Here is a 25,539-nt window from a genome sequence, read left to right as displayed (position 1 = left end):
GTTTTTTCTGCGCTCGTTCCGGTGGTCCTGACAACCCCACGCACCGGAGGGTTTACCAATTACGCCACCATGTTTACACGTCTGGGCACCTCTCTTGCCATCGGATTACTCCGGTTTCTCGCCATACTGCCGTACGGCCTGGTCGCGCGATTCGGCGCTGGACTGGGCGCACTGTTGTACATGATCCCGAGCCGGCGGCGTCGTATCGTCCATATCAATCTGAAACTGTGCTTCCCGGAATGGGACAATGCGCGCCGTGAAGAAGTGGCGCGGCAAACGTTCCAGCACGCCATTCGAAGCTATGTCGAACGGAGCGTTCAGTGGTTCGGCAGCGCCCGGAAACTCGAAAAGTTGTTTCAAGTCGACAGCGCCGTGGACTTGAGCGACCCGGACATGCCGCCGACGATCTTGCTCGCCATGCATTTCGTGGGAATCGAGGCGGGGTCGATTTTCATGAACCACGTGCTGAAACGTCCCTGCGGCGCGCTCTATCAGCCGTTATCGAACCCTGAGGTCGACCGTATCGCGAAAGAGGCACGTGGACGTTTCGACGCAGAAATGGTGTCGCGCGCGGACAGCGCCCGCGCGGTCATGAGAATGCTCCGCGCGCGGAAACCGGTGATGCTGGGTGCCGATATGGACTATGGCGAGCGGAACTCGGCCTTCGTGCCGTTTTTCGGCGTCGAAACCTGCACCCTGACCAGCGTCGCCCGGATGGCGATTGCCGGCCGGGCGCAAGTGCTTCCCATCATCTGCGAGGTACTACCGAACTACCGCGGATACCGGCTGCGGGTTTTCGCCCCGTGGGAAAACTATCCCATTGGGGACGAAGTCGCCGATGCGCGCAGGATGAATGCGTTTTTGGAAGAACATATTCGCTTGCTGCCCGAACAATATTACTGGGTGCACAAGCGCTTCAAGACGCGGCCGCCCGGCGAGCCAGGATTCTATTGAAGCATGGGCCGGCCATCAATCCGGGCCATCCCCGACTTGGCCGGCACTCGGCGCGGCGGCGTTACGCCGCAGTTACCCAGTTGATTTAGGCCGGCGCCGCGCGGACTCCCACGCATCGAGCGACGGGGGTTGGTCGACGGTACCCTTACTGTCGACAATCGTCCAAACCGGCTCCGCCTTGGCCGGTACGGGGACCTCGACCGGCACGGTAACGGCATAGCTCATGCACAATCGCGGATTATTGCCTTTGAGGGCCTGCCAGAACTGTCCTAGCGCGTCGAGGTTCTCCGATGGCGGCAAGACCCGGCAAAAAGCGCCTGGCACGTCCTTCAAGGTTCGATTCCGAAGCATCGCATCGAGTACGACCTGCGGCAGCCTGAAGGCAGGGGATTCCGCGGCCGCGCTCCTTGCCATCGATAAATCGGCGGTTTCCGGTTCGCCTTCCTGGTCTTTTCGCCAACACGTGATCAAGTAGGAGAAACGCAGGAACATTCGCAATGGCTTCCAGGCGCCGGTCCGGTCCTCTACTTCCCTCGCAGCGCCAATTCGCACATCCAGATCCTCATGCACGTCGTAGAGAAAGACACTGACTTTCTGTTTATCGGTTTTCCGGGGAACGCGAAATGTCACGCAGCTCTCTTGCTCACACACGATCTTAGCGTCGCCCAGCCCCTCTTTGATGATGTTTTCCACCGCCTTCGTGACGGTCGATAACGCCTGCCCTTCGACGTTGATGGTCATTGCCTCTCCTCCTGAGCACCCGTGCGCGAATCTAGGTCGAGGATGGGCTGCTTGAGCCTATACGCCAATGCAACGCAGCCGAACATCCCAGCAAGCGCCAGCATGTCGTTGATCGACATCGGCCGCTTTCCATTTCCTACGGGCGGCTGCCCTTGCTGCCACAGCAGCCATTTCTTTTCCGCGAGCCGGTCGAGCGCCACGACCGCATCGGCAACCGACACGCCGCTGCCGCGCTGGCGCCGCGTCAACGCCAAGCCGATCGCCTGATCCGCCGGCAGCGCCCCCGCTTTGTCAGAGCCGCTTCGCCACTGTATCGACGCCGCGCGCGCGGAAAGCTGCGCAGCTAATTCAGCGAATGCGCTCGTCGCTTCCATCGGAATGGAAAGCAGGGAAAGCAGGCCGGCCTGGACTTTCGGATCGCGCCAGCGTTTTGCCTCTTTCGATAACGCGTCCATCAACTGTAATTCCGCATCGCGCAGGTTGGCCCGGGCGCCCACGCCCTGCGGCGCCCTCGCGACGACCTGCAACAGACGGACAATGCGCTCGGCATCGTCGTCCAGTGCCGAAAGTTTTCCGTTGGCGACGGGACGCAGGTGCAGCATCGTGTTGTTTTCCGCGATTTTGATCGGCGGTTCGGCATCGTTGGCGCGCTTCGGCGGGGCATACGGTACGGTAATGGTCAGCCCCAAGGTCAGGCGCGGCCGGGAATCGTCCAATGCCTGCCAAAACTGTCCAAGGCTGAACAGCTTTTCAGACGGCGGCAATAAGCGGCAGTAGGCGCCCGGTATCAACGGCTCGCCCCGCAGACTGATCAAGGCACTCAGCAAGGCATCGCTGATACGCATCGCATAACGTTCGTCTTCTTCCGACGACCTGTCGTCGTCTTTGCCGCCGAACCAGCACGTGATCAGATAGCACAAACGGATAGGCCGCTTTCCGGCCGACGCCGGGTTCTGCGCGCGCCATTGCGGCATGGCGCTATGGCGCAACGCATTGTCTTCGTGAACGTCATACAAAAACAAACTGATCAGGGTCGCCTTTCCTTTTGCCTGATCGCTTGGAATCTCGAACGTATATTTAATGCCGGGACTGACGTCACCGAGCGCACGCACGGTGCTCGCGCCCCGCTTTTCCGGCTGCAGTTGGTCGTCAATCCGTGTGGTCAGCCGCTCGGCGAGAAGATAACTGACGCGCGACAGCAGTTTCGACGATAGGCCCAAGAGCGGGTCTGCTGTTTCAATTGCCATTATGTAAACCCTTCCTTTTCTTTAACCGTTCGCGCTGGTCGAGATCGACAAAGGCGCCACCGGAGCACATCCCATTTCCGCGACAAGCCGGCCATGAATGCGCTATCGAAACCACAAACGTCCAAGTTTTTCGAACTCTCGGGCAATGGCGGTGAAGACGGCATCGCGGCTCACGGCAGCCGCACCCGCCTCCATCGACATCCATGCAGATAACAAGGCGACATTCTTGATATTGCCGCCCGCCAGATCCGAAATATCGGCCAACTCGTCGAACGAGAGGTCGGCCGCCAGCGCCACGCCCTCCGGCCAGGCCGAAGACCACAGCCGGCGCCGCGTATCGCGATCGGGATGCTTGAACTCGATCATGAATGCAATTCGCCTGGAAAACGCCTCGTCCAGATGGTCAGGATGATTTGTCGACATCACGATCAATCCCGGGAAGCTCTCCATCCGTTGCAATAGATAGGAAACCTCAATATTGGCGTGACGATCATGTGCATCCTTGGTTTCAGACCGCTTGCCGAAGAGCGCATCCGCCTCGTCGAAGAAAAGCACGCCTGCGTCCGCACTCGCCAAATCGAAAATGCGGGACAGGTTCTTTTCGGTCTCGCCAATGAATTTGTTGACGACGGTCGACAGATCGACTTTGACCAGATCGACCCCGAGATGGTGTGCCAGCGCCTCGGCCGTCAGGGTCTTGCCGGTGCCAGACCCGCCATGGAACATCGCCGCAATCCCGGTGGCACGTCCGACTTTCTGCGCGAAGCCGCGCTCGAGCGCGACCTCGCGCTGCCGAACGGCCGCCAACAACTCGTTGACTCTTTGTCGAACGTCCGCCGAAAGCATCACATCCGACAAACCGAGGCGCGGAACGATACGCTGCGCGAGCTTGCCGAAATGCCGTTGCGAACGCAGCGCGAAGGCGTGCCGCAAAGCCTCGGCGGTCAGTGGCATTTCACCGCCCTCGCAGGCTTGATACAACAGCGCCTCTCGCACCGCGGGTCTGGCCGTCTGGGGCGACAGCCTGAAGCGCGCGGCCAATGACACGCAGGCATCGGCGGAAATCGGGTCGCCCTCTATTTCCGCGGCAATGGTGCGTGCCAACATGCCGGCCGTCTCCGCCACGTTCGCCTCCGGCAGCTTTTCGAGCCGATGTGAACGCTGGCCGAGCCACACCAAACCGTCGCTGGCCGACAAAGAAAGCGCGAGCGGCCCGAGGTAGTGCTCCAAACCCTGCGCGACGTAATGCCAATTGCCCGGCTTTCGCGCCTCCAGCAAGTCGGCGTTCCGAACCCACAGCCACGCCCCCCGCATGGCGCCCTCCCGACAGCATTGTTTGATGAGTCGCACGAGATCGAGATCGCCGTCGGGCAACAGCTCGCAATCCAATGCGAGCACCTTGCGCGCGGCGCGATCGGCCGCCTCGACCCAGGCCGCGCAAGCGTCCTCGTGCGTGTCGCCGCGAAACACGAGGATCGGGCTACTTTGCCCTCTCGCATCGGCCGCCCGCATCGCGACCGACATTCGCTCGACCAAGGCACCATGAAAGACGGGGTCGTAGGCATAGCGCGCTGGGTCCAGCCATTGCGCCGCGGGATCTTGCCATGTGGATCCGCCTCCGATAAGAAAAGCGAACACCGCTGGGTCGCAGCGTAACTCGACAGCCCAGGCAGCCGTTTTCGGCGAGCTTCCGACAACGAGTTGCTGCGCGAAAATCGGCGCATCCGGCCCTAACGCGGCACGGGCGAGAATGCGTGACTCGCCTTCGATGCCCAGCAGCGTGAACGCGAGATCCAACGTCGGCCATTCCAGATTCGGCTTATCCTGTTGCGCGAAACTGAACAACGCCGCGTAGCGGCGGTCGATCAGCGGCATGGCACTCAGCAGGAGCAGATTGACCTGCAATGCATCGAGTCCGAAACGGCTGACCAGTTGTCCCAGCGGGCTGGCTACGTCGAGCAAGGCCACATCCGCCGCCGACATCGCCGCGCCACACCCTGCGTCTCGCGAAACAGCGCTCTCGACGCTGCCCTGCCGTGCCCAAAACGGCGAGCCGATCAGTTGGCCCAGTTGTCGATCGACGACGTCGGGCGGTAGCACCAGCGTTCGCAAGCCCAGCTTGTCGTCGGGCGTGGCGTCTACGCGATGAACGGCTTGTTGCAATAGCAGATCCAGCGGCTCGATGAAACGCAGCAAGCTTGTGATGCGTTCCGGTGACGTTATCCCCGATGCCTCGCCTGCTACGTCCCTCGATCGGCTGTCCGCATCACCGCCGCCATGTTGCGGCAGCGCTGCGGCATGCGCGCGGTTTGCGCCGAAAGATCCGCCGCTCCCCGCGCCACTCTGCGTATTGCGTTGTTGGTCGGCCATTGCCTTGCTTCCTATTGCGGTTTCAATTTTTTCGGGCGGGCACCCCGCGGATCGCAGCGACAGACGTGCTCCGCGCGCGGACGCCTCGCGGCGCGCAAAGGCAGACGCGCGCGCAGGCACACGGACGAAGCTGGCCGCGGCGCCGCCTATCGCCCAGGTGCCGACTTATGCTTTTTCCATCTTTTCACTGAACCGCAAGATGATGAATTCCGCCGGACGCGAGGGCGCTACTGCTACCTCCGCGATCAGCTTGCCGTTCTCGATGTCTTCAGCGCGCATCGTCACATCTCGTCCGATCAGAATCCGATAGGCTTCTTCCGGCTTTGTTCCCGACAGGCCGCCCTGGCGCCAGATTTCATACAGGTAGTGATCGATCGCCGAACGTACTTTTTCCCATGTCGCAGAGGTGTTCGGCTCGAAGACCACCAACTTCATGGCCTTCTTGATGTCGCGTTCCAGCGCATTGAAAAGACGCCGCACCGGAATGTATTTGAACAAGGAATCGAGATCGGCCGTCCGCGCCCCCCACACCATGGGAGCATCGCTACCGAACTGTCGAACGACGTTCACCGGCGAGGAATGGCTGTTCAATTTGCCTTGATCGGCATCGCTGACATTGGTCGCCAGTGTCAGGCCCTGTACCGCGACATTCGCAGGCGCCTTCCACACGCCGCGCTCCGCATCGACCTGCGCATAGATACCGGCCATCACGGCGCTGGGCGGCACCGCGGACGCACCCGCCTTGAACCACGGAAAGTAGAACGCGACGTTTTCATTTTTGAGCGCGCTCTCCCCGAAGATCGTCAAGGCAGGGTCGATCTTGGCGTCTGCCCCCAGCGCACTCGCGCCGCTGGGCGTGTCCAGCAAACCGAAGATGCCGAATGCCCTGCCGCACAGCGTGGTCACCGTGGTAGAAGACAGATGTTCCTTACCCGGTGCAGCGGTGGACGTCACCCCGGCCTGTACCAGTAAGGTCACATCCGAAAGCGTGGGCACCACGGCATCCAACTTGCCGACCGGGCAGACGTAGCATCGTCCGCCGCCATTCGTGAAATAGGCGGCAAGGGCGAGATACAGCGTCGTCGTCCTGCTGTTCTCGGCGACGCGCGTGGTAACCGCAAGCCAGGAATCGAGCTCGACATAATCGGCTGCCGACTTCAGCGTGCCGTAATCGGCCGTCGTGGCAGCAAACACCGGGACGGCCGTATCCCCGCTCGTCACCGATAACGACAGGCTCTTCGTTTCTTCCACATAGACGCCGGGCGCCTTGTTCTGATAACTCACACTCATATCCTTTCCCTCTGTCCGGTAAGTTCGCGCCCCTGGCCAGGCACGACGTGCATCTCAAATTCCTCGGGGCTGCCCTAGGGCGCCGCCGCGCTGCACCACCGCGCAAGCGTTTGGCCTTGCCCCCGTCGATCCCTATCGGCAACGTGTCATGCCGCAACCTGCACGGTCAGGCGGTCCGCCATCAAGGACAATTCCGCCACGGCAATCTCGTTGCTCGTCGCATCGAAGCCCGGCGCGCTGAGTTTGGTCGGGAAGGCATTCGCCACATTCCACGTCACCAACACGTCGGTGCCTGTCTCGTTCGTCAGGCTGACCGAAATATCCCGCTTCTCGACCCGATTCAGCGTGATGCTGTTAATCCACTCGTAGAGCTTCTTGTCGCCCTTGAACAAGCCGCGGCGCAAGGTCATATTGATCGTCTGCCGTTGGCCCGGCATCCGGAACCAGCCGCCCGTGCCGTCGCGATATTCGATCGTGTCGAATGCCAGCTCCAGCCCCGACACAGCGGCGAAGGCCATGTCGCCGAGGCCCTCGACCGTCACCTTGAAGCGGTACAGCGGGATGGGATATTGATTTTCGATGTCTTCTGGTGTTGCGCTCATGCCTTTTCCCTCGTCTATTAACCAGCCTGCCTGGCTGGGTTATTCATAAAAATGTCGATACGCGATACAACTACACTATTCGCAGTGCTTACTAAATACGGTAATTGCCGATATGCATCGCCCGCACCACCTTGCCTGCTACCCCTGCATCTTCTCGCTAAAGCGGATGACGACGAACTCCGCCGGACGGACCGGTGCGACCGCCACCTCGGCAACCAAGCTCCCTGCTTCGATGTCCTCCGCGGTCATCGTGACATCCCTGCCGATCAACACGCGGTACGCTTCTTCGGGCTTCGCGCCCACCAGGCCGCCTTGGCGCCAGATCGAATAGAGATAGTTGTCGATTGCCGAACGTACCGTCTCCCACGTCGCCGAGGTATTCGGCTCGAATACCGCACGCTTCATCGATCGGCGGATGTCCCGCTCCAAGCTATTGAACAGGCGGCGTACCTGTATATATCGGAAAGGAGATGCTTTTTTTGCCGTTCGGGCGCCCCATACTTTCGGCGGACCGTCCCGCTCCTTACGGATCACATTGATCGGTGCCGCGAGATCGTTCAACACACCGTGATGCGCGTCGGACATATAGCTTTCGACCTGCGCACCCTGCACGGCGATATTCGCCGGCGCCTGCCAGACACCGCGCTCCGTATCGGACTTTACGTAGATGCCCGCCATCACCGCGCTGGGGGGAACATCCTTGTCGCCGTCCTTCAGCCAGGGATAGTACGTGGCAACGTATTCCGATGCCGTGCTTGCTTGCAGCGCACTGCCATTGCTGCCGGAAAAGGCAACTTTCTGTGCGTCCAGCACGCCGAAGATCCCGCTCTCCGCCGTACATATCGCGGTGACCGTGGTGGCGGGCAGGCTGGTCCCTGCGTCGACCAGTAGCGTCACATCGGACAACAGCGGTACCACGGCGGTGAGCGAACCCGATTTACAGACGTAAGCCCGACCGCCACCGTTGATGAAATAGGCCTTCAGCGCACGCCCCAGATTCGTGTCGAGCCCCGCCAATGGATCGGGCGGTTCTGCCGCGTCGGTCACGCCCTCGCGCGGATTTCTGATCGGATCTTTTGCCGTTGCGTCGGCGCGCGCCACAGTCAGGACGCGATTCGTGACGTCGAGCCAGGAGGCGATTTCGAAATGCAGGACTGCGTCCCCTTTTTCCATCATTGCGAAATCATCGTCCGCTGCAGCAATCACCGGAATAGCGGAATCGCCGCTCGCTATCGACAAGGACAGCGCCTTCACTTCTTCCACGTAGACGCCGGGCGTCACATAATTTTTCATGCTTATACTCTCTCTGTTCAAGGAATGCACAAGGACTGGGTGCCACCGATCTGCCAAATCAGGCGCTTTTCAAACGCGCAACCGGCGATTGACGCACCGTATTCCGTCTCGACATCACGCAGCAACCTGTACCGTCACGCGGTCCGCCATCAATGACAGCTCGGCAACGGCGATCTCGTTGCTCGTCGCATCGAAGCCCGGCGCACTGAGCTTCGTCGGGAAGGCATTGGCCACATTCCACGACACCAGCACCTCGGTGCCGGTTTCATTCGTCAGGCTGACCGAAATATCCCGCTTCTCGACGCGATTCAATGTGATGCTATTGATCCAGTCATAGAGCTTCTTATCGCCTTTGAACAGACCGCGGCGCAGCGTCAAATTGATCGTCTGCCGCTGCCCCGGCATCCGAAACCATCCACCGGTTCCATCCCGGTATTCGATCGTATCGAAGGCCAGTTCAAGCCCGGATATGGCCGCGAAGGCCATATCGCCCAGATCCCCCACCGTTACCTTGAAGCGGTACAACGGAATCGGATAGTGGTTTTCGATGTCCTGTACGCTTGTGCTCATCCTTCCTCTCCTATATTTCGCTTCCATTCCCCGGACATACGGGGCATAACGATACGGCGCATCGAGCCGGATTCATGTCGACCCGTGTCTTTCTCCCGGCCCGATACGTCCAGGCACGACGCACCCCGCCAAAAGCGCTGTTTCCGCTCGCCCCACAGGCTGGAGGGCACGGGATAACAATATCGAAATCGAGAGGGCGCCATAAGCTGACCGGAAGTTATAAGGCAGGTCGTCGACGGACGAGACACTGCGTCGACCGCGCTCAGGCGATAAAGGAGGGAGGCAGCGAAGGCAGTGTGCGCACTGGTCGTTCCGGCAGCAAGGCGCGCACGGTGAATCGCGGTGAGCCATACACATCGAACCCGGCTTCCATCAAGTTCGGCAATAGTTCGCCTCGAACGTCCGCGACGGACTTCGCCGCGGTCAGGTCCACGATCTTGTGCGTAGACCAGGCGTCGATCAGCAGCACATTGTCGCGATTTTGTAGCAGCCATTCGCAGAAGGTCGCTTCGTCGAGCGTCGGCGCCGTGCGCTGCGCGCGAAGGTCCCTCTCGGAAAGATCGGCCAGTACCTCGAAGGCAGCCGGTTCGTCGGCGTAGGCCACCATGACATGGCTGCCGCGAATGCCGTCCTCGTCACGCAGCGCGATCTGCAGCAGATTACGTCTGAGCTTTGCATTCCCCGTCGTCAACGCATGCAGCAACAGGTCGGCTATCTCATTGCAATACCCTTGCAGGCAAGGCCACATTTCCGAGCGCGTCTGACGATATGCCTGTCGGATCATCAGTCCGACCTCGTACTGTTTCTCCTGCACGGTCATCTCTCGCCATAGCCGCTCCGGCGGATAGAGGCCGAGGACCCGGCGCCGCAAGCTCAGCACCGCCGGCGTCAGCTTTTGTCGAATGGAGGGGGGCATCCGGTTCACCGCCACCATCGCCGTGGCTTCCAAGCCATTGAAGGCGGCCGTCAGGCGGTGGCGCAAGGCACGCCGCTGCAGTACGAGAGGCGCCGGTTGGGCCGTGAAGAAGAACGCGAAGTGCTTCAGGTTCCGCGCGTAGTGCGCGAACAGCGCGAATTCTCGATCGAGTCCGGTCTTGTCCGAATCGAATGCAGGCAGGCCGACCATTGATCCGGGATTTTCGTGCTGTCGGCCTTGCGACGGGCCCAGGTCCGCCTCGGGACTGAAACCATCGTCGGCCGCGACGCCCAAGTCGTCGAACGCGTCCGCGTGTGCCCTGTCGGCCCCGTTGACCGCCTCATGGAAAAGGGCGAGCGCCTCGTCGATCGACGCGTGACCTAAACCGGCCTCGGGGACGTGCGCATCGCGGGAAGCCGGTGCATCGACGGCGACCGACGCGGCGGCCAAGGGCATCGGATCATCGAGCGCGAGACCGTCCACCGCGGCGCCACCTTCGCGAATCTCCAACACGCCCCATTTGCGTCGCTGTATATCGAAGTCGACGAGTACCCGGCTTGCCGGCTGTCGAGCATTGGCATCGGCATCGGTGACATAGAATTCGTGAACCGCCAGATCGAAACGCAGCCGGTAGTAGCCAAGGCCGCCCTCGATCCAATGGCTTCCATCGGCGAGCTGGATGATCTGCATGGCGTTCCCGCCCGGCATCGGCTCGTGTATCGCGTGCGCCAGCCCCGCCAGCGCGTGCTCGCCATCGATCACCGCACGCGACACCTCGACCCGATCCTCGCCCAGCGCGACGAATTTGCGATTCAGATAGCGGAAAAATCCATCCTGGCCCGCGACTGCCGGCGCGCCTGGCGTCGCGTGTTTCACAGACGGCTGCTCCCGTTCCCACCGATTGCCGTTTCGTCGTAACGGCAGCGGCGGATAGCGATCGCCGGGCAAGGAGGTGCCGTCCGTTGCCAGGCGATGATCGACGATCCAGAGGGCCCCGGATTGGAATTCACGTACGGCAAGCGCATAGCCTTCAAGACGAAGGTAGCGTTGGCCATCGACGACGAAGACCTCTCCCTGCGCCCGATCGCGCACGTCGATATCGGCAACGCGATAGTCCGATAGCGCAAAAGGCTCCCAATGCGTTTTCATTCGCGCATTGCGGCGAATCGGCACCGTCTGCACGCGCGTCCATTGCACGCGCGCAGGCGCCACGCCAGCAACGATGTCCCGGATCGCGGCGTCCTCCGCCGACGGCATCGCCCGGTCCTCCGGCACGCGCGATGGCAGGTAGGCATGCGCTTCCGGCGGGGCGTCGGCGAGCGGATCGTCGACGCCGCCATAGTGCATCTCCAGCGTCGTCCGCGCAGGCCCGGGCACCATGAGGGCGTCCGTCTCGTCGGGCTGCGTGTCGCCCTCTGCAGCCGCTTCCGCAACTCCGTCAGACGCGCCCTTGCCCCCGATCCCTTGCCCTTTGGACAGATCGGCCGACGTCTTTCCTCCTGGATGCCGCGCGCCGATCGCGCCGCCGATATCGGCACTGCCCGGCTTCCCCTGACGCGTCGAAAGCCCGCGTCCGAGAACCGGTCGCGGCGTGTCCGCGCGTTTCAGCGAAATCACATATCGGCCCAAGGTGTTCACGTCCATTGCATCACTTCCGCTTAGCGGATTGCCATCGAGAATATCGGCGACGATCCGAAAGAGATTGCAGACGCTTTGCATCAGGAACACCTGTGATGCCAGCGCCGCCAACTGATCGATGATCATGGCGGCGCGACGCAGCAACACGCGTTGCTCCACCGTATAGCGCGGGTGGGTCGCAACGGAAAACAACTCGTCGACAATCTGGCTGGCCTGTGTGAACGGCGCACGACAACTGCCGAGCGCGCGGAGTGCCTGCGCCAGCGTGTATTCGGTGCGAATCGACCACGCGCCCGGCGCGACTTCCGAGACCACCTCATCGACTGGCATGGCGGTCGGCGGCGACATGGCATCGCGGTCTTCGAGACGCGCGGTGCGCCGACTGCGCGCGAGCAAGGTCGCCACGGGCGGCGCCACACTCCAGCGCCGCTGCGCAGCTGTCCTGACGGCGCCGTCCCATTGCCGCGTCACGCGCTCCAGACGCATCGGGTAGACGGCGTGGCGTTCGCACAGCGCCGAATGTGGCAACCGCGTCGTCGCGTCGGCAGACAGACGGGCGGCGCCCGATGTCAGGCCCCCCTTCGTCACGAGATCATGCATGGCCTGCTCCCCGGTTGGCACACCGCCAATGTATCGGGAAGGTTCTCGCCCCACTACGACACAGACGACGCTCTGACCGATCGGCCTAGGGCCTTCATCGCCGACGCGGCGTTAACTCGGGACGCTCCGGCAACACCGCGCTCACCTGGAAGCGCGACAAATTCGGCGCCACTTCGAAGCCGGCTTCGAACAGATTCGGCCGCAATTGATCGCGCACGGCCTCCACCGTCTGCACGTTGCTAAGATCGACGAACTTGGTCGTCGACCAGGCGTCGATCAACAGCACACTGTCGCGATGCTGTAGCAGCCAGGAATAGAACTCGGCGTCACTCAGCGTCGGCCGCGACCGCTGGAAACGTACGTCGCGCAGGGAAAGGTCGCCAAAGACGCTCAGCGTCGCCGCGTCGTCCGCATACACCAGGATCACGTGCGTACCCTTGACGCCCGCCTGGTCCGCCAGCGCCACTTGTAGCAGGTTCTCGCGAAGCTTTTGCCGGGGGACGGTCAAGGCATTCAACATGACGTCGGCGATCTCGTGACAATAGCCGGCGAGGCAAGGCCACATATCCGGGCCGGCCTTGGCATAAGCAAGATCCACCATGATGCCGACTTCGTACTGCTTTTCCTGCAGCGTCATGCCGCGCCATTTCGCCAGGGACGGGTACAAACCGCGCAGGCTTTGTCGAAACCCGAGGACCTGAGGCGTGAAATCGAGCCGCACGTTGCGGTCCATGCGATTGACCGGCACCATCGACTCGTCTTCCAGCGCAAACAGCGCCTCGCGAAGGCCACGCCGCAGCTTGCGCCGCAGGGATGCCCCGGGCCCGATACGCGCGGAAGACAGGAAGGGCAATTTCTTAATATTCCGCGCGTAATGTCCGAACAGCGCAAACTCTCGCTCGAGCCGCGTTTGCTTGGCGTCGTAGGCCAGTGCGGGGAAGGGCTCGCGGTCGCTTGCGACGGCACCCTGCGCCTCGACAGCCTCCTCGGTATCGTCCAGATCTTCCGATTCTGCCCGAGGCGCCATGCGCTCCCGAGCCGGCGCGCCAGGGACCGACGCGATATCGTCCGCGCTCGCGAGCGGAGCCTCTTGCCGAATCCGCGCGTCCACGCTAGGGCCGGCGCGATCGAAAAACGTCGCCTCGTCCGCCGGCGCGTTTCCCCTAGGGCTCGATGGCGTGTCCCCGTACGGCATCGGACCATCGCTCGCGCCCTTGTCGGCAATCGCCGACCATCGATGCCGCTGCACGTCGAAATCGACCAGGCGCCGCGCGTGGTCAGTTGCGCCGTCCGCAGCCTCCGCTCCGACAACATGGAACTCCTGCTGATCGAGATCGAAACGCAGGCGATAGTAGCCATGCTCGCCTTCGATCCACGGTTGCCCATCGGCCGACCAGATAATCTGCATGGCATCGGCACCCGGCACGGGATCGGGCAAGGGCTGGGCCAACGGACGCAGCGTCGCTTCGTCATCGATGCCCACACGCGACGTCTCGACACGCACGCCGTCGATCTGAACGAATGTCCGCCGCTGCACGCGCACGTATCCGTCATCGGAGACCGGCATGCCATGCGCGTCGGGCGCATCGATCAAATCGGGTTCCTGCACCGCCCATCCGCCGCTGTTCTTCCACAACGGCAACGGCGGCAAGCGCTCCGCGCTACTGGGGGTATCGGGATAAACGCGGTTGTCGACGATCCACGGCTCGCCAGGGAGCAGCTCGCGCACCGCGACGGCGCCCCCTTCGATATGGAGATAGTCTCGGCCGTTCTGGCGAAATCGTTCGCCAGGCGCGGTGCCGCTGAGATCGACGCCGCGCACCTGATAGGCAGACACGGGGAAACGCTCCCATTGACCCGCCAGATCCGTGCGCCGACGCAAGGGAACCGACTTCACCCTGGTCCACTGCACGGGCGCGGGCGCGACATCGGCGGCAATTCGGCGTATCGCCGCGCGCTCGGCATCCAACTGTGCCGGCGAGGATTCGCGCGCGGGCGGCGGAACCGCTTGATGGCTTGGCGGACGACCCGGCGTCTCGGCATCATGGCCGCTGCCGGCAAGGCGCTCGTTCGATGCGGCGACCTCCCGCTCGGCCACTTCCGTGTAGAAGAATTCCAACGTGGTCTGCGCAGGCGCCATCTCATCCGCCCGAAGCGGCGGCGTTCCAGGCCGTCCCGCGGCCTGTTCGCCGTAGTACACCGACGCATGGTGCGCTTCCGGGCCGACCGCATCGGACGCGGCGGCAGGCCGGTGAAGCGGGGTCTTCACACGTGCGATGCCGAGGGCACCCTTCGGCCGTCGCTGACGCGGCGGAGCGAATTTCGGATTGACGTAGAGCGGCGACCGAAGGCGCTTGAGTACCATCAAGTGCCGCCCCAGCATATTGATATCCAGGATATCGCCGGGCGTGATCGGCTTGGCTTCGATCAGATCGGCCAGGATACGAAACAGCTTGCAGACGCTTTGCAAGAGGAAGACCTGTGGCGCAAGCCCGGTCAATTGATCCGCGACGATCGCCCCGGTTCGAATCATCGCTCTTTGTGACGCCGTGTAGTTCGGATGCGTCGACACCGCGAAGAGATCGTCGGCCAGCTGACTGGCATGCGTGAACGGCGCCGAACAACTGCTCAGTCCGCGCAGCACTTCCACCAAGGTGTATTTCGTGCGGATCTCCCAGTGGCGCGGCACGGGCACAACGACGACATCGCTTGGCGCTTCGACCGGCACGACCGTCGATGTCGCATCGCCGCGCCCTGCCGTCGCTCTCCGCTGCCGCGTCATATGCCTCAAAAAAGCAGCGGCGCGTCGACCGTCGTTGGACGCCGTGGGGGCGCCGTGGGCATCGGCTTCCGCGCGCGTGCCGTGATCGCCATCGCCCGCGTCGGCGCAAAGCCTCGAACCTTCCGGCGCAACGGTCCATTGCCGCCGCACGGCCGTGTGCGATGCGGCGTCCCACCGCTGCTGTAGTGTTTCGATATCGTGCGCCTGGCCGGCACCCGCTTGCGCCGTCGGCGGCAAACGCTCATCCCAGATTGCGCGGTCCGCACGCACGCGCCCACCGGCGGACGTCGTGCCGGCGTCGCGGGTAAGATCCATCATCGGCGCCCCTCCTTTTGCAAACGTTCAATGTATCGCGTGCCAAGATGCCGCTCCACCCAGTACAGGCCGTTTTGACCGCCTGGCTAGGGCATGCCTGCACCGCGGTGATGCCCTCCGGCAACGCGCCATACGGCGCCATCGCGCTCCAACGGGATCGACGGCAAGGCGGGCCGTCCGAACGGGCTGTCGTTCGGATCGACGATGAAGAGACGCCCGGGCATGATCTCCCGCACGGCGTAGTACAAGCCATCAGGCATCCACACATAGCTGTTTGCGCCCAGCGCTTTGACCATCGAGTGATCGTCGTCCGACGGCACCATCGACCGGTAAGCGGACAGCCGCGCATCCGGCGTCAACATGCGCCCCTCCGTCGTGTCGGACGGCGTACGCGTTGCTGTGGCGGCGCTCGTACCCGGGTCGGCATCTTCGTTGACGGATGCATCGGTCATCGCGACCTCGGTTACGCCCGCCTCGGTCGCATAAGCGGCGCTTGCCGTCGTCCCACCGTCTGCCGCCACGACCGGCAGACGCGGGATATCCAGCAACGCCAAGGCGGCCCGCCCCGCCATGGTCAGCGTGCGGCGATCGATACCGAGCGCGGCCGTACCATTTCGCGACACGGGCATGATCTCCTCCGCCAGTCGCCGTAACAGCGTCTGGCGTCCGACGTCGACCGTCGGACTCGCCGCAGCCGCGGCGAGATCGGCACCGAGCGCGGCGGCCGAGGTGCCCGCAGGCAAGCGGCCGCTGACGGCCCAGCCTGCAAACAACTCCCAACTGGCCGGGACGCTGGTGAGCGCGCGCATGCCGTCCGGCTCACGTCGTGGCCGCCCCGCCGCATTGTGCGGCCGCTGCGGCAGCACCGCGCGCACCTGAAACTGCGGGCTGTCCTTCAGCTCGAATCCCGCCTCCTGTAAATTCGGCAGCAGTTCGTTACGCACCATATCGGCAGACGTCGCGCCGCTGAGATCCAGCAGCTTGCCGGTCGCCCAGGCATCGATCAACAGTACGGATTCCTTATTAGTTAAAAGCCAATCGTAAAACTCGGCCTCGGAAAACGTCGGCCGCGTGTGCTGCACCTGCACGTCACGAGATGCCAGATCGACGAAGGCTCTCAAGGTCACCGGGCGTTCCGCATAGACGAGCATCACGTGCGTGCCTTTGACGCCGCGCCGGTCATATAGCGCTAGTTCCATCAAATGGCTGCGCAACTTCGGTTTGATATTGATCAAGCCACTCAGGACGACGTCGGCGATTTCATTGCAATAGCCACTGAGACAGGGCCACATATCGCCGGCCGCCTCTTTGTAGGCGACGCGGATCATGTGCGCCACTTCCCGCTGCTTTTCCATCAAGGTCATGCCGTACCATTGTTTCGCCGACGGATACAGATCACGCAGACGATGCCGCAGGCTCAGCACCTTGGGCACCATCGCGGCGCGTATCTCCGGCTCCATACGGTTGACGGCCACCATCGATGTGGCGCGCAATCGTTCGAAGGTCAAACGCAGCCCATGTCGTAGTCTATTGCGAGGGCGGAGCGATTCACCGGGATGCCGACGCGTGAAGAACGGGAAGCGCTTGAGGTTTTCGGCATAGTGCCCGAATAGCGCGAACTCCCGTTCGAGCCCGGTTTCCCGCGAGGCGTATAGGGGGAAGGGCGGACTGCTCCCCGACTCGTCGGTGTTGCCGGAAGAGACGGAAGTTTCGCGAGAATCGGATACCGAATCGTCGAACTCGTCGACATCGGCCGAATCGCCTCTTTCCAGCGGCGAGGACGGGGACAGCCCGCTCGGCTCCGATAACGGCGCCCTGCCCGCCTGCAGCGCCTGCGTGCCCGAAGTCATGCCGGCCTCTTCTTCCCGCGCCGCCGCGCCTCCTGGCTCGCTTGGCTCGATCGCTTCGATCGCGCTTCCGCGTGCTTCGACATCGCCCTCCAGTTGCTCCGCCATCTGCCGATAACCGACCGCCAGCATGTCCTCATAGCCGCTGTGTCGTCTGCCGACCAGCGCCGTCCACCGATGCCGCCGTGCATCGAAATCCACCAGCGCGCGGCGCGGCGCGGCGTCCGGACCGATATCGCCGGGCTCGGTCACATAGAACTCTCGGAGCCGCAGATCGTACCGCAAGCGGTAGTACCCGTATTCGCCTTCGATCCATCGGCTGCCGTCACTTGACGTGATGATCTGCATCGCATCCGATCCCACCACCATGTCCGGCAAGGGGCGCGCGAAATCGGAGATCACGTGCTCGCCGTCGATGCGCCGCAGGGAGGCCTCCACCCGCATGCCATCGATCTCGACAAACTTCCGCCCATGATGTCGGATATAGCCATCGACGCCGACCGCCGCATCATGCACGTCCGGCACGTCCTCCCAATGCGGCCGGACCACGGTCAATCGGAGGCCCCGTGCCCGCAACGGCAAGGGCGGCAGCCGATGCGCGGCGCCGCCGGCGCCCATCGGCCGATGGTGATTGTCCACGACCCACCAGAGGCCGGGGAGCAACTCCCGCACCGCCAGCGCATGACCGTCGAGATAGACATAGGTATGCCCCTCCACGACGAAGCGCTCGCCATCCGCGCGGCCGGTCACATCGATGCGGCTCGCCGCGTATTCCGCCAGGGCAAAGGTTTCCCATTGCGGCTGCGGCCCGCTTGTACGCCGCACCGGTACGGTTTGTACCTTGGTCCACTGCAAGGAGGCGGGGCGTATCACCGACGCGATCTGCTGCATCGCGGCGTCTTCGGCATCAAGTGGCGCCGGCGCGATGACCGGCGGCGCAGCGCCGCGCGGGATCTCCTCGACGCTCCCGACCGGGGACGGCCCTGCTGCGGCTTGTTCGATCGGGCTGGTGCCACCCGCGGCCGCCCGATCGAGCGCCCCGTCTGCGCGCGGATCGGCATCGACGCCGTCCGCGGGCGCGCCCGACAATACGTCACCGGGCTCCTGATAGAACAAATCCAGCGAGGTCAATGCGGTCTCTTCGAGATCGAAATCGACATCGCGCGCGGCTGGCAAGGGTGCCATCTTCGATGCATCGGGGCCCGATCGGGCAAAGCCGCCCCCAGGGAAGGGATCCACGGCGCTTTCACGCGCTTTTGCCGCCTCCGGCAGCGCGGTCTCGCGCGCGTGCAACGGCACCGCCATACGCTCGATGGACACCAGACTGCGGCTCAAGATATTGATGTCCAATACGTCGTTGGGCGTCATCGGCTTTCCTTCGAGCAGATTCGCCGCGATACCGAACATCTTGCAAATACTCTGCAGATAAAACACCGAGGGCGCCATCCCGGACACGCGGTCCGCCACAACCGCCGTGTCGCGCAGCGTTTCGCGGCGCTCCGCGGTGAAAGCGGGGTTATCCGACGCGGCGAAAAGGTCATCGGCCAACTGGCTCGCATGGCTGAACGGCGCGCTGCAACTGCTCAAGGCACGCGTCGCCTCCGCCAGCGTGTGATGCGTGCGAACGCGCCATTGGCGCGGCACGGGCTCCGAGACCACCTCCGGGACGCTATCGTCGTCGGCACGAGGATGCCCATCGGGCTGCAGTGCGGGCTGAGGTGCCGCCTCTCGCGACGCCCCCAGTCCGCGACGGCTCCGCGCAAGAAACGCGGCCACGACCGGCAGGCTATCGGGCGGCCTCCCCGCATGTTCCGCGCTCGGCACGCCGGGGGCGGAACCGGGCGCGGGACTGGAAGCAGACCTCGACGCCTGCGATGCCAGCGGAATGCCCGCGCCCACGTCAGCGCACGCCATCGCGCGCGGCGCGATACTCCATCCTTCACGCTCGGCCGTCTGCAAGGCATCGTGCCATTGTCGCGACGCCGCGCGCGTGGCGTCCGCGCGATAAGCCGCCGGATCTTCGGCGTGCGGCCCGCCAGGATAGGCGGGCCGCGCGTTCGAACGAACAGACATCGGACCGACACAGGAGGCTGCTGCGTTCGCGATTTCATTCATGGCGATTATCCGCGTTGGCGAGTGGTCAATGTAAAGCGCGACGCCCGGCGCGGACATGGCCGACACAACGGTTTGACCGGGCGGGCGAGGTTTGCGAACAACGCTGCACCCTTTTCGCGCGCCACGCGGTTTGGCGTACAATCTGCCGATACGGCTATGCATTTAGTCGGTCTGGCGTATCGCCCGATGGCGCTGCTGCCCGCCTGATGGGCGGCAAAAACGCCGGACCGGTCGCGCCCTTTCCCTCGCCCCCTTTTCGCCTCACCATCGTGAAACTGCCTTTCAGCAAGATGCACGGCGCCGGAAACGATTTCGTCGTTTTCGACGCGACCCGCGCCCCCCTCTCTCTCAGCGGTGCACAGATTCGCGCGATCTCGGACCGACATTTCGGCGTGGGCGCGGACCAGGTCCTGTTTGTCGAACAGCCGACCATTGCCGGCGTGGACTTCCGTTATCGCATTTTCAATAGCGACGGCGGCGAAGTGGAACATTGCGGCAACGGCGCCCGTTGTTTCTATCGCTTCGTGAAGGACCACGGGCTGACCGACAAGGACCAGATCCGCGTGCAGGTGCAACGCGGCGTGATCGCGTTGACGATGCGCGAGAATGGCGACGTGGTGGTGGACATGGGCTCGCCGGAACGCCATCCGGCCGAGGTGCCGTTCGAAATTCGTGACTTGCTGGCACGTCCGTCCGTTCATGACGTGCTGTGGCCGCTGGATATCAATGGCCGCGAAGTGGAGGTGTCGGTCGTTTCGATGGGCAATCCGCATGCGGTGCAGGTGGTCCACAATGTCGAAACCTTCCCGGTCGACATAGACGGTCCGACCATCGAGTCGCATCCGCGCTTCCCGGCGCGCGTCAACGCCGGCTTCATGGAAGTCGTCGATCGCCAGTCGATCCGCCTGCGCGTCTACGAGCGCGGCGCGGGCGAAACGCTGGCCTGCGGCACCGGCGCGTGCGCCGCCGTGGTCGCGGGGATTTCCCGCGGTCTGCTGGATAGCCCGGTGACCGTCCATACCCATGGCGGCCAATTGACGATTACCTGGGAAGGCCCGAACGTGCAGGACGCGCATGTCTTCATGGCGGGTCCGGCCATCACCGTTTTCCAGGGCGAGATCGACGTCGACGCCGTCGTCTCCGCGCCGCATGTCGCCACGCCCGCCGCGCCGGCAGCGGTCGAACCCGCCGCCGATGCTTCATCGGAGGAAGCCACCGCCTCCTCCGAGCGCTGATTTACGTCTCCGTCGAACCTGGTATGCCGATGAACGAATCCGACGTCACCGATTTCCTGCTGGCCAATCCGCAATTTCTCGAGCGACACCCGGACGTGCTGGCACGCCAGCAATTGGGCAATCCACACGGCGGACGGGTGGTCTCGCTCGCACAGCGTCAGATCGAGATCGTCCGTGAAAAGAACCGGCAGCTGGAACGACGCTTGAACGAGCTGGTCCGCTACGGCCACGAAAACGACGGGTATGCGACGCGGCTGGACCGCCTCGCCTGCCAACTGCTGCTCGCCAACGATCCCCACACCTTGCCGGAGATTGTCCGAGACGGGCTGCGCAGCGGCTTCGACGTGCCGTCGGTCGCCGTGCGGATCTGGCCGATATTTTCGTCCAAGACCGCGTCGGGGCATACCGCGGCCGACAATGGCGCGCGGGGCACGCCGGCCGCATGGCCGACCGCTGGCGCTGGCGCTGGCGCGGCGCCGGATGCCGGCGAAGACGGCACCGTCACGGGCTATAGCAGCTTCCATATGCCCACGGGCTGGTCGGCGCCGGTGGACAACACGATTCGCGCGTTCGCCAGCGGGCTCGGCAAGCCGTATTGCGGCAAGAATACCGGCTTCGCAGCCGCCGCCTGGCTGGATGCGATCGCCCCGAGCGCGCCGTCGTCGGCGCCTGCCGTCCCTTCCACGAACGCCTATCTGCAATCGATCGCCACGGGCAGTGGCGGCCTGCCCACGGACGATACACCGCCCCCCTCCGGCGGCGATCGCCAGACGCCTTCCGTTTCGATCGTGCGCAGTATCGCGCCGCCGGGTAGGTCTGTTGCCGACGGCCGCGCCGACGCGGACGCGACGACGACACCCGCCGAGCCGACGCTGGCCCCGGGCGGTATCGCATCGATTGCGATGATCCCGCTGCGCGCGCCGAATTCGGATGGCTATGTCGATCCGGACGCGGAAGCGTTCGGCTTGATCGTGCTGGGCTCCGCGGACCCGCAACGCTTCCATTCCGCGATGGCCACCGACCTGCTGTCCCGCATCGGCGCCCTTGCAGGCGCCGCGCTCAGCCGTGTCAGCGTCCGCTGATCCCGCGGTGGAAAAGGCCAACGTCATCGACACGACCGACGTCGGCACAACGCCCGAAAGCCCGGAGGTGCCGTTCGTCGCGGCCGATCCGCACGACCGACTGGCCCTGCAGACCTATATGACGATGTTGGCGCGCGAGCGCCAATACTCGGCCCACACGCTGCGCGGCTATCAACACGAACTCACGCAACTCGCCACGCTGGCCGCGGGAAGGCTGTTGAGCACGCTGAGCGCGATCGATATTCGCGGGGCCGTTTCTCGCGCGCATGCGGGCGGGATGCACCCCCGCTCGATCGCCCACCGGCTGTCCGTATGGCGGGGCTTTTATAAATGGCGGGCACTGGACGGCGATCTCAAAACCAATCCGGTGGACGGTATCCGCGCGCCCAAGCAGGCGCGCACATTGCCGAAAGCCTTGTCCGCCGACGATGCCGCGCGCCTGATGCAGGCAGTGCCGGCGCCTGCACGGCGGCACCGTGACGGCGCCGATAGCGACATCGGCGCAGACGCCGAAGACGAAACGATCGCATCCGCCGCCCCGTCGAAGCCCGCCTCTGCCTCCGCCGTGGCGGCATCGGCCGACGGCCAGCCGCTCCCGTCCACGGAAGACCCGGTGACGCAGGCGCGTGACCGGGCCATGCTGGAATTGCTGTATTCGTCGGGATTGCGGCTGGCGGAACTGATCAGCCTCGATCACCACTACATGGAGCGGAAAGACTATCGTTCGATCAGTTGGCTGGATTTGCCGCAGGCGGAAGTGATCGTCACCGGCAAGGGCGGCAAGCGGCGCGGCGTCCCGGTGGGCCGCAAGGCGATGGACGCCCTGCGCGACTGGATGACGATCCGGGGGCAATGGATCAAGGACGATTCCGACGCGTTGTTTCTGTCAGCGCGCGGGCAACGCGTCTCGCCGACGTTGGTGCGACGCGTCGTCAAAGCGGTCGCGCTGCGCGCGGGCATTCCGACGAACGTCCATCCGCACGTGCTGCGGCACTCCTTCGCCACCCACTTGCTACAGTCCAGCGGGGACCTGCGGGCGGTCCAAGAAATGCTCGGCCACGCGAGCATCGCCGCAACGCAGGTGTATACGTCACTTGATTTTCAGTATTTAGCCAAGATATATGACGCCGCACACCCCCGCGCCCGCAAAAAACCAGACTGAAAGTCCGGTCTGGGGGGCGGGCAGACGCTTAGGCGCATTTTGTGCTTCAATGGGCGATTCGCCGCGTGCGGGCGCTCCGCAACGCGATGCGCAGTCAAACTGTATCGATTAGAGGCAACGCATCATCATGAATCAGATTCCCGTCACCATCCTGACCGGTTTCCTGGGTAGCGGCAAGACGACGCTGCTGAATCGCATCCTGCACGATGCGCACGGTATGAAAATCGCCGTCATCGAGAACGAATTCGGCGAAGAAAATATCGACAACGATATTCTCGTGCGCGACGAAGGCGAGGAGATCGTCCAGATGAGCAATGGCTGCATCTGCTGCACGATCCGCGGCGATCTGTCCAATGCATTGACCGACCTCGCGGAACGCCGCAAGGCGAAAGCCATCCATTTCGACCGCGTTGTCATTGAGACCACCGGCCTGGCGAATCCGGGTCCGGTCGCCCAAACCTTCTTCATGGACGACAAGGTCGCCGAGCATTTCCTGCTCGACGCCGTCATCACGCTGGTGGACGCGAAGCACGCGAGCCAGCAGCTGGACGCGCACGAAGTGGTGCAGCGTCAGGTCGGTTTTGCCGATCGTCTGTTCATCACGAAGGCCGACCTCGCGGACGCCGATGCGCTTCACGCGCTGAAGCACCGCCTGGTGCAGATGAATCCGCGCGCACCGATCGCCGAAGTCAATTTTGGCGAGGCGTCGATCAAGCAGGTGTTCGACCTGCGCGGCTTCAATCTGAATGACAAGCTTGAAATCGATCCGGCCTTCCTGGAAGAGGACGATCACGATCACGACGCCTGCGACCATGATCACGGCCATTGCGAACATGATCACGACCATGCGCACGACGGCGGCCACGATCACGGCCATGCGCATCATCATCACCATGCGCACCACGACGACAAGATCAAGAGCTTCGCGTTCCGCAGCGACAAGGCGTTCGATCCGCGCAAGCTGGAGGATTTCCTGGGCGGCGTGCTGCAGATCTACGGCGAGCAGCTGCTGCGCTACAAGGGCGTGCTGTGGATGAAGGGCGTCGACCGTCGCGTCGTGTTTCAGGGTGTGCACCAAATGATGGGGACAGATCTGGCCACGCGCTGGCTGCCGTCTGAAAAGAAGCATTCCAAGATGGTTTTCATCGGTATAGACTTGCCGCAGGATTTGATTACGGACGGTTTGGAACGCTGCTTGGTGTAAAGCAGTACGCTAAATGAGTGCTTAGTGTACGAAGCACGCGCACTGTCGGCATTTGCTGCGGCGGCGTGGCGAAACGAAGGCTCACTCACAGGCCCGTCCGGGCGCGCTATGTCGCTGAATCAAAAAAGATAATGCGCCCGGAACGTTAATTCACTGGAGTGCGTCGGTGTTTCAGTTACAATACTTCGCCGCTTGAATCGACGCAGAACGCGACCCCATAGCGCCACCCGGATCTGCACAGCCGTTTTGCAGGAGTCGGGAGCCCTCTCCCGCCACGAAGACAGTACGCCAGATGACGACGACACCAATCTTGACTGAAGAAGAAATCCTTGCAGCAAATGACAAGGATTATATGAACGATGCGCAACTCGCGTTCTTCCGGGATCGGCTCGAGAAATTGCAGGCGGAAATCCTCCATAACGCCGGCCAGACCACCGAAAACCTCCGTGAGACCGTGATCGTGCCTGATCCGGCCGACCGCGCGACGATCGAGGAAGAGCATGCGCTGGAACTGCGTACGCGCGATCGGGAACGCAAGCTGCTGAAGAAGGTTCAGCAGTCGCTGGCACGGATCGAAAGCGGCGAATACGGTTGGTGCGAAGAAACCGGCGAGCCGATTGGCGTACCGCGCCTGATCGCCCGCCCGACGGCCACGCTGTCGCTGGAAGCACAGCAACGCCGCGAACTGCGCCAGAAGCTGTTCGGCGACTGATTCGACAAACACCCCGAGATGGGTCCACCGCGCCCTCATTCGCGGTGCCCATCCCGGGGGCGTTCCCGCATCCGCTTCGCGCATTTTCCCGCCTGCCCGCGTCGCTCCGACGTGGCGTTGTCACGCCTAGGCCGCCCACACGGGCAGCCTTCCTGCCTCACCCTGTTCCCCCCTCTGTCGCGGCAATTTCGTTTTTCACCTTGATTTCTGCCGGTACGCGCTCATATAACGACGAATGGCGCCCGCGCTTTGTCGGCCTGTGCGCGTCGGCCCCGTTTCCAGCGGGCGCCCTGACTTCTAGAGGAATCGTATGGAGCAATATCACGGCACGACCATCGTCTCGGTCCGTAGCAAGGACGGCAAATCGGTCGCCCTGGGCGGCGATGGCCAGGTGACGCTCGGCAATATCGTGATGAAGGGCTCCGCGCGGAAAGTGCGCCGGATCTATCACGGCAAGGTGCTGGTCGGCTTCGCCGGCGGGACCGCCGATGCTTTCTCGCTATTGGACCGCTTCGAAGCCAAGCTCGAAAAGCATCAGGGCCACCTGACCCGGGCCGCCGTCGAGTTGGCGAAAGACTGGCGCACCGACCGGATGCTGCGCCGTCTCGAAGCGATGCTGATCGCGGCCGATGCGGAAGCCACGCTGGTGATCACCGGCAATGGCGATGTGCTCGACCCCGAGGGCGGCATTTGCGCGATCGGCTCGGGCGGCAGTTATGCCCAGGCCGCCGCCACCGCGTTGGCCGAGAACACCGAGATGGACCCGAGCGAAATCGTCGAAAAATCGCTGAAGATCGCGGGTGATATGTGTATCTACACGAATCACAGCCGCATCATCGAGACGATCGGTTTGGAATGATTTCA

General features: G+C 63.3%; 17 protein-coding genes. 7 read left to right on the top strand and 10 right to left on the bottom strand.

Annotated features, from left to right (window positions below):
* Positions 1-69: 69 nt before the first annotated feature.
* Positions 70-954 (top strand): lipid A biosynthesis lauroyl acyltransferase, encoded by an 885-nt coding sequence (locus ABEG21_RS01885; RefSeq protein WP_347556578.1) that lies wholly within the window; start codon positions 70-72, stop codon positions 952-954.
* 72 nt (positions 955-1,026) lie between these two features.
* Here the strand turns inward: ABEG21_RS01885 and ABEG21_RS01880 are convergent, their stop codons facing one another.
* The 10 genes from ABEG21_RS01880 to ABEG21_RS01835 all read right to left on the bottom strand — a co-directional run bounded on the left by ABEG21_RS01880 (position 1,027) and on the right by ABEG21_RS01835 (position 19,280).
* Positions 1,027-1,695 (bottom strand): Pvc16 family protein, encoded by a 669-nt coding sequence (locus ABEG21_RS01880; RefSeq protein WP_347555596.1) that lies wholly within the window; start codon positions 1,693-1,695, stop codon positions 1,027-1,029.
* Positions 1,692-2,942 carry a Pvc16 family protein gene (locus ABEG21_RS01875; protein WP_347555595.1) on the bottom strand — a complete coding sequence of 417 codons (1,251 nt, stop codon included), beginning with the start codon at positions 2,940-2,942 and terminating at the stop codon, positions 1,692-1,694. The genes ABEG21_RS01880 and ABEG21_RS01875 overlap by 4 nt, the downstream gene beginning before the upstream one ends.
* Before the next feature lie 102 nt (positions 2,943-3,044).
* Positions 3,045-5,312, bottom strand: a complete 2,268-nt coding sequence (locus ABEG21_RS01870) for an ATP-binding protein (RefSeq protein WP_347555594.1) — start codon at positions 5,310-5,312, stop codon at positions 3,045-3,047.
* Between the two features lie 165 nt (positions 5,313-5,477).
* The gene (locus ABEG21_RS01865; RefSeq protein ID WP_347555593.1) at positions 5,478-6,596 is read right to left on the bottom strand and encodes a phage tail sheath C-terminal domain-containing protein; all 1,119 of its coding nucleotides are present in this window, start codon (positions 6,594-6,596) and stop codon (positions 5,478-5,480) included.
* Positions 6,597-6,748: 152 nt separating this feature from the next.
* The gene (locus tag ABEG21_RS01860) at positions 6,749-7,204 is read right to left on the bottom strand and encodes a phage tail protein (RefSeq protein WP_347555592.1); all 456 of its coding nucleotides are present in this window, start codon (positions 7,202-7,204) and stop codon (positions 6,749-6,751) included.
* A 138-nt stretch (positions 7,205-7,342) separates the two neighbouring features.
* Positions 7,343-8,497 (bottom strand): phage tail sheath C-terminal domain-containing protein, encoded by a 1,155-nt coding sequence (locus tag ABEG21_RS01855; protein ID WP_347555591.1) that lies wholly within the window; start codon positions 8,495-8,497, stop codon positions 7,343-7,345.
* A 114-nt stretch (positions 8,498-8,611) separates the two neighbouring features.
* The gene (locus ABEG21_RS01850; protein ID WP_347555590.1) at positions 8,612-9,067 is read right to left on the bottom strand and encodes a phage tail protein; all 456 of its coding nucleotides are present in this window, start codon (positions 9,065-9,067) and stop codon (positions 8,612-8,614) included.
* A gap of 262 nt (positions 9,068-9,329) precedes the next feature.
* Positions 9,330-12,221 (bottom strand): hypothetical protein, encoded by a 2,892-nt coding sequence (locus ABEG21_RS01845; protein WP_347555589.1) that lies wholly within the window; start codon positions 12,219-12,221, stop codon positions 9,330-9,332.
* A gap of 94 nt (positions 12,222-12,315) precedes the next feature.
* The gene (locus ABEG21_RS01840; RefSeq protein ID WP_347555588.1) at positions 12,316-15,321 is read right to left on the bottom strand and encodes a hypothetical protein; all 3,006 of its coding nucleotides are present in this window, start codon (positions 15,319-15,321) and stop codon (positions 12,316-12,318) included.
* Between the two features lie 83 nt (positions 15,322-15,404).
* Positions 15,405-19,280 carry a hypothetical protein gene (locus ABEG21_RS01835; protein WP_347555587.1) on the bottom strand — a complete coding sequence of 1,292 codons (3,876 nt, stop codon included), beginning with the start codon at positions 19,278-19,280 and terminating at the stop codon, positions 15,405-15,407.
* 269 nt (positions 19,281-19,549) lie between these two features.
* Here ABEG21_RS01835 and dapF point away from each other — a divergent pair, with 269 nt between their 5' ends.
* The 6 genes from dapF to hslV all read left to right on the top strand — a co-directional run bounded on the left by dapF (position 19,550) and on the right by hslV (position 25,534).
* The gene (dapF, locus tag ABEG21_RS01830) at positions 19,550-20,515 is read left to right on the top strand and encodes a diaminopimelate epimerase (protein ID WP_347555586.1); all 966 of its coding nucleotides are present in this window, start codon (positions 19,550-19,552) and stop codon (positions 20,513-20,515) included.
* Between the two features lie 29 nt (positions 20,516-20,544).
* Positions 20,545-21,597: a DUF484 family protein gene (locus ABEG21_RS01825; protein ID WP_347555585.1), complete on the top strand. Its 1,053-nt coding sequence runs from the start codon at positions 20,545-20,547 to the stop codon at positions 21,595-21,597.
* A gap of 118 nt (positions 21,598-21,715) precedes the next feature.
* Entirely contained in the window at positions 21,716-22,759 is a 1,044-nt protein-coding gene (locus ABEG21_RS01820) for a tyrosine recombinase XerC (RefSeq protein ID WP_347556577.1), read from the top strand.
* 127 nt (positions 22,760-22,886) lie between these two features.
* Positions 22,887-23,963: a GTP-binding protein gene (locus ABEG21_RS01815; protein ID WP_347555584.1), complete on the top strand. Its 1,077-nt coding sequence runs from the start codon at positions 22,887-22,889 to the stop codon at positions 23,961-23,963.
* A 292-nt stretch (positions 23,964-24,255) separates the two neighbouring features.
* Positions 24,256-24,675 carry an RNA polymerase-binding protein DksA gene (gene dksA, locus ABEG21_RS01810; protein WP_347555583.1) on the top strand — a complete coding sequence of 140 codons (420 nt, stop codon included), beginning with the start codon at positions 24,256-24,258 and terminating at the stop codon, positions 24,673-24,675.
* A 310-nt stretch (positions 24,676-24,985) separates the two neighbouring features.
* Positions 24,986-25,534 carry an ATP-dependent protease subunit HslV gene (hslV, locus tag ABEG21_RS01805; RefSeq protein ID WP_347555582.1) on the top strand — a complete coding sequence of 183 codons (549 nt, stop codon included), beginning with the start codon at positions 24,986-24,988 and terminating at the stop codon, positions 25,532-25,534.
* The last annotated feature ends 5 nt before the right edge of the window (positions 25,535-25,539 follow it).

The sequence above is a fragment of the Robbsia sp. KACC 23696 genome (assembly GCF_039852015.1).
In the GTDB taxonomy this organism is placed as follows: Bacteria; Pseudomonadota; Gammaproteobacteria; order Burkholderiales; family Burkholderiaceae; genus Robbsia.
Note: the sequence above shows the minus strand (reverse complement) of the source record. Positions and strands in the feature narration are given on the sequence as shown.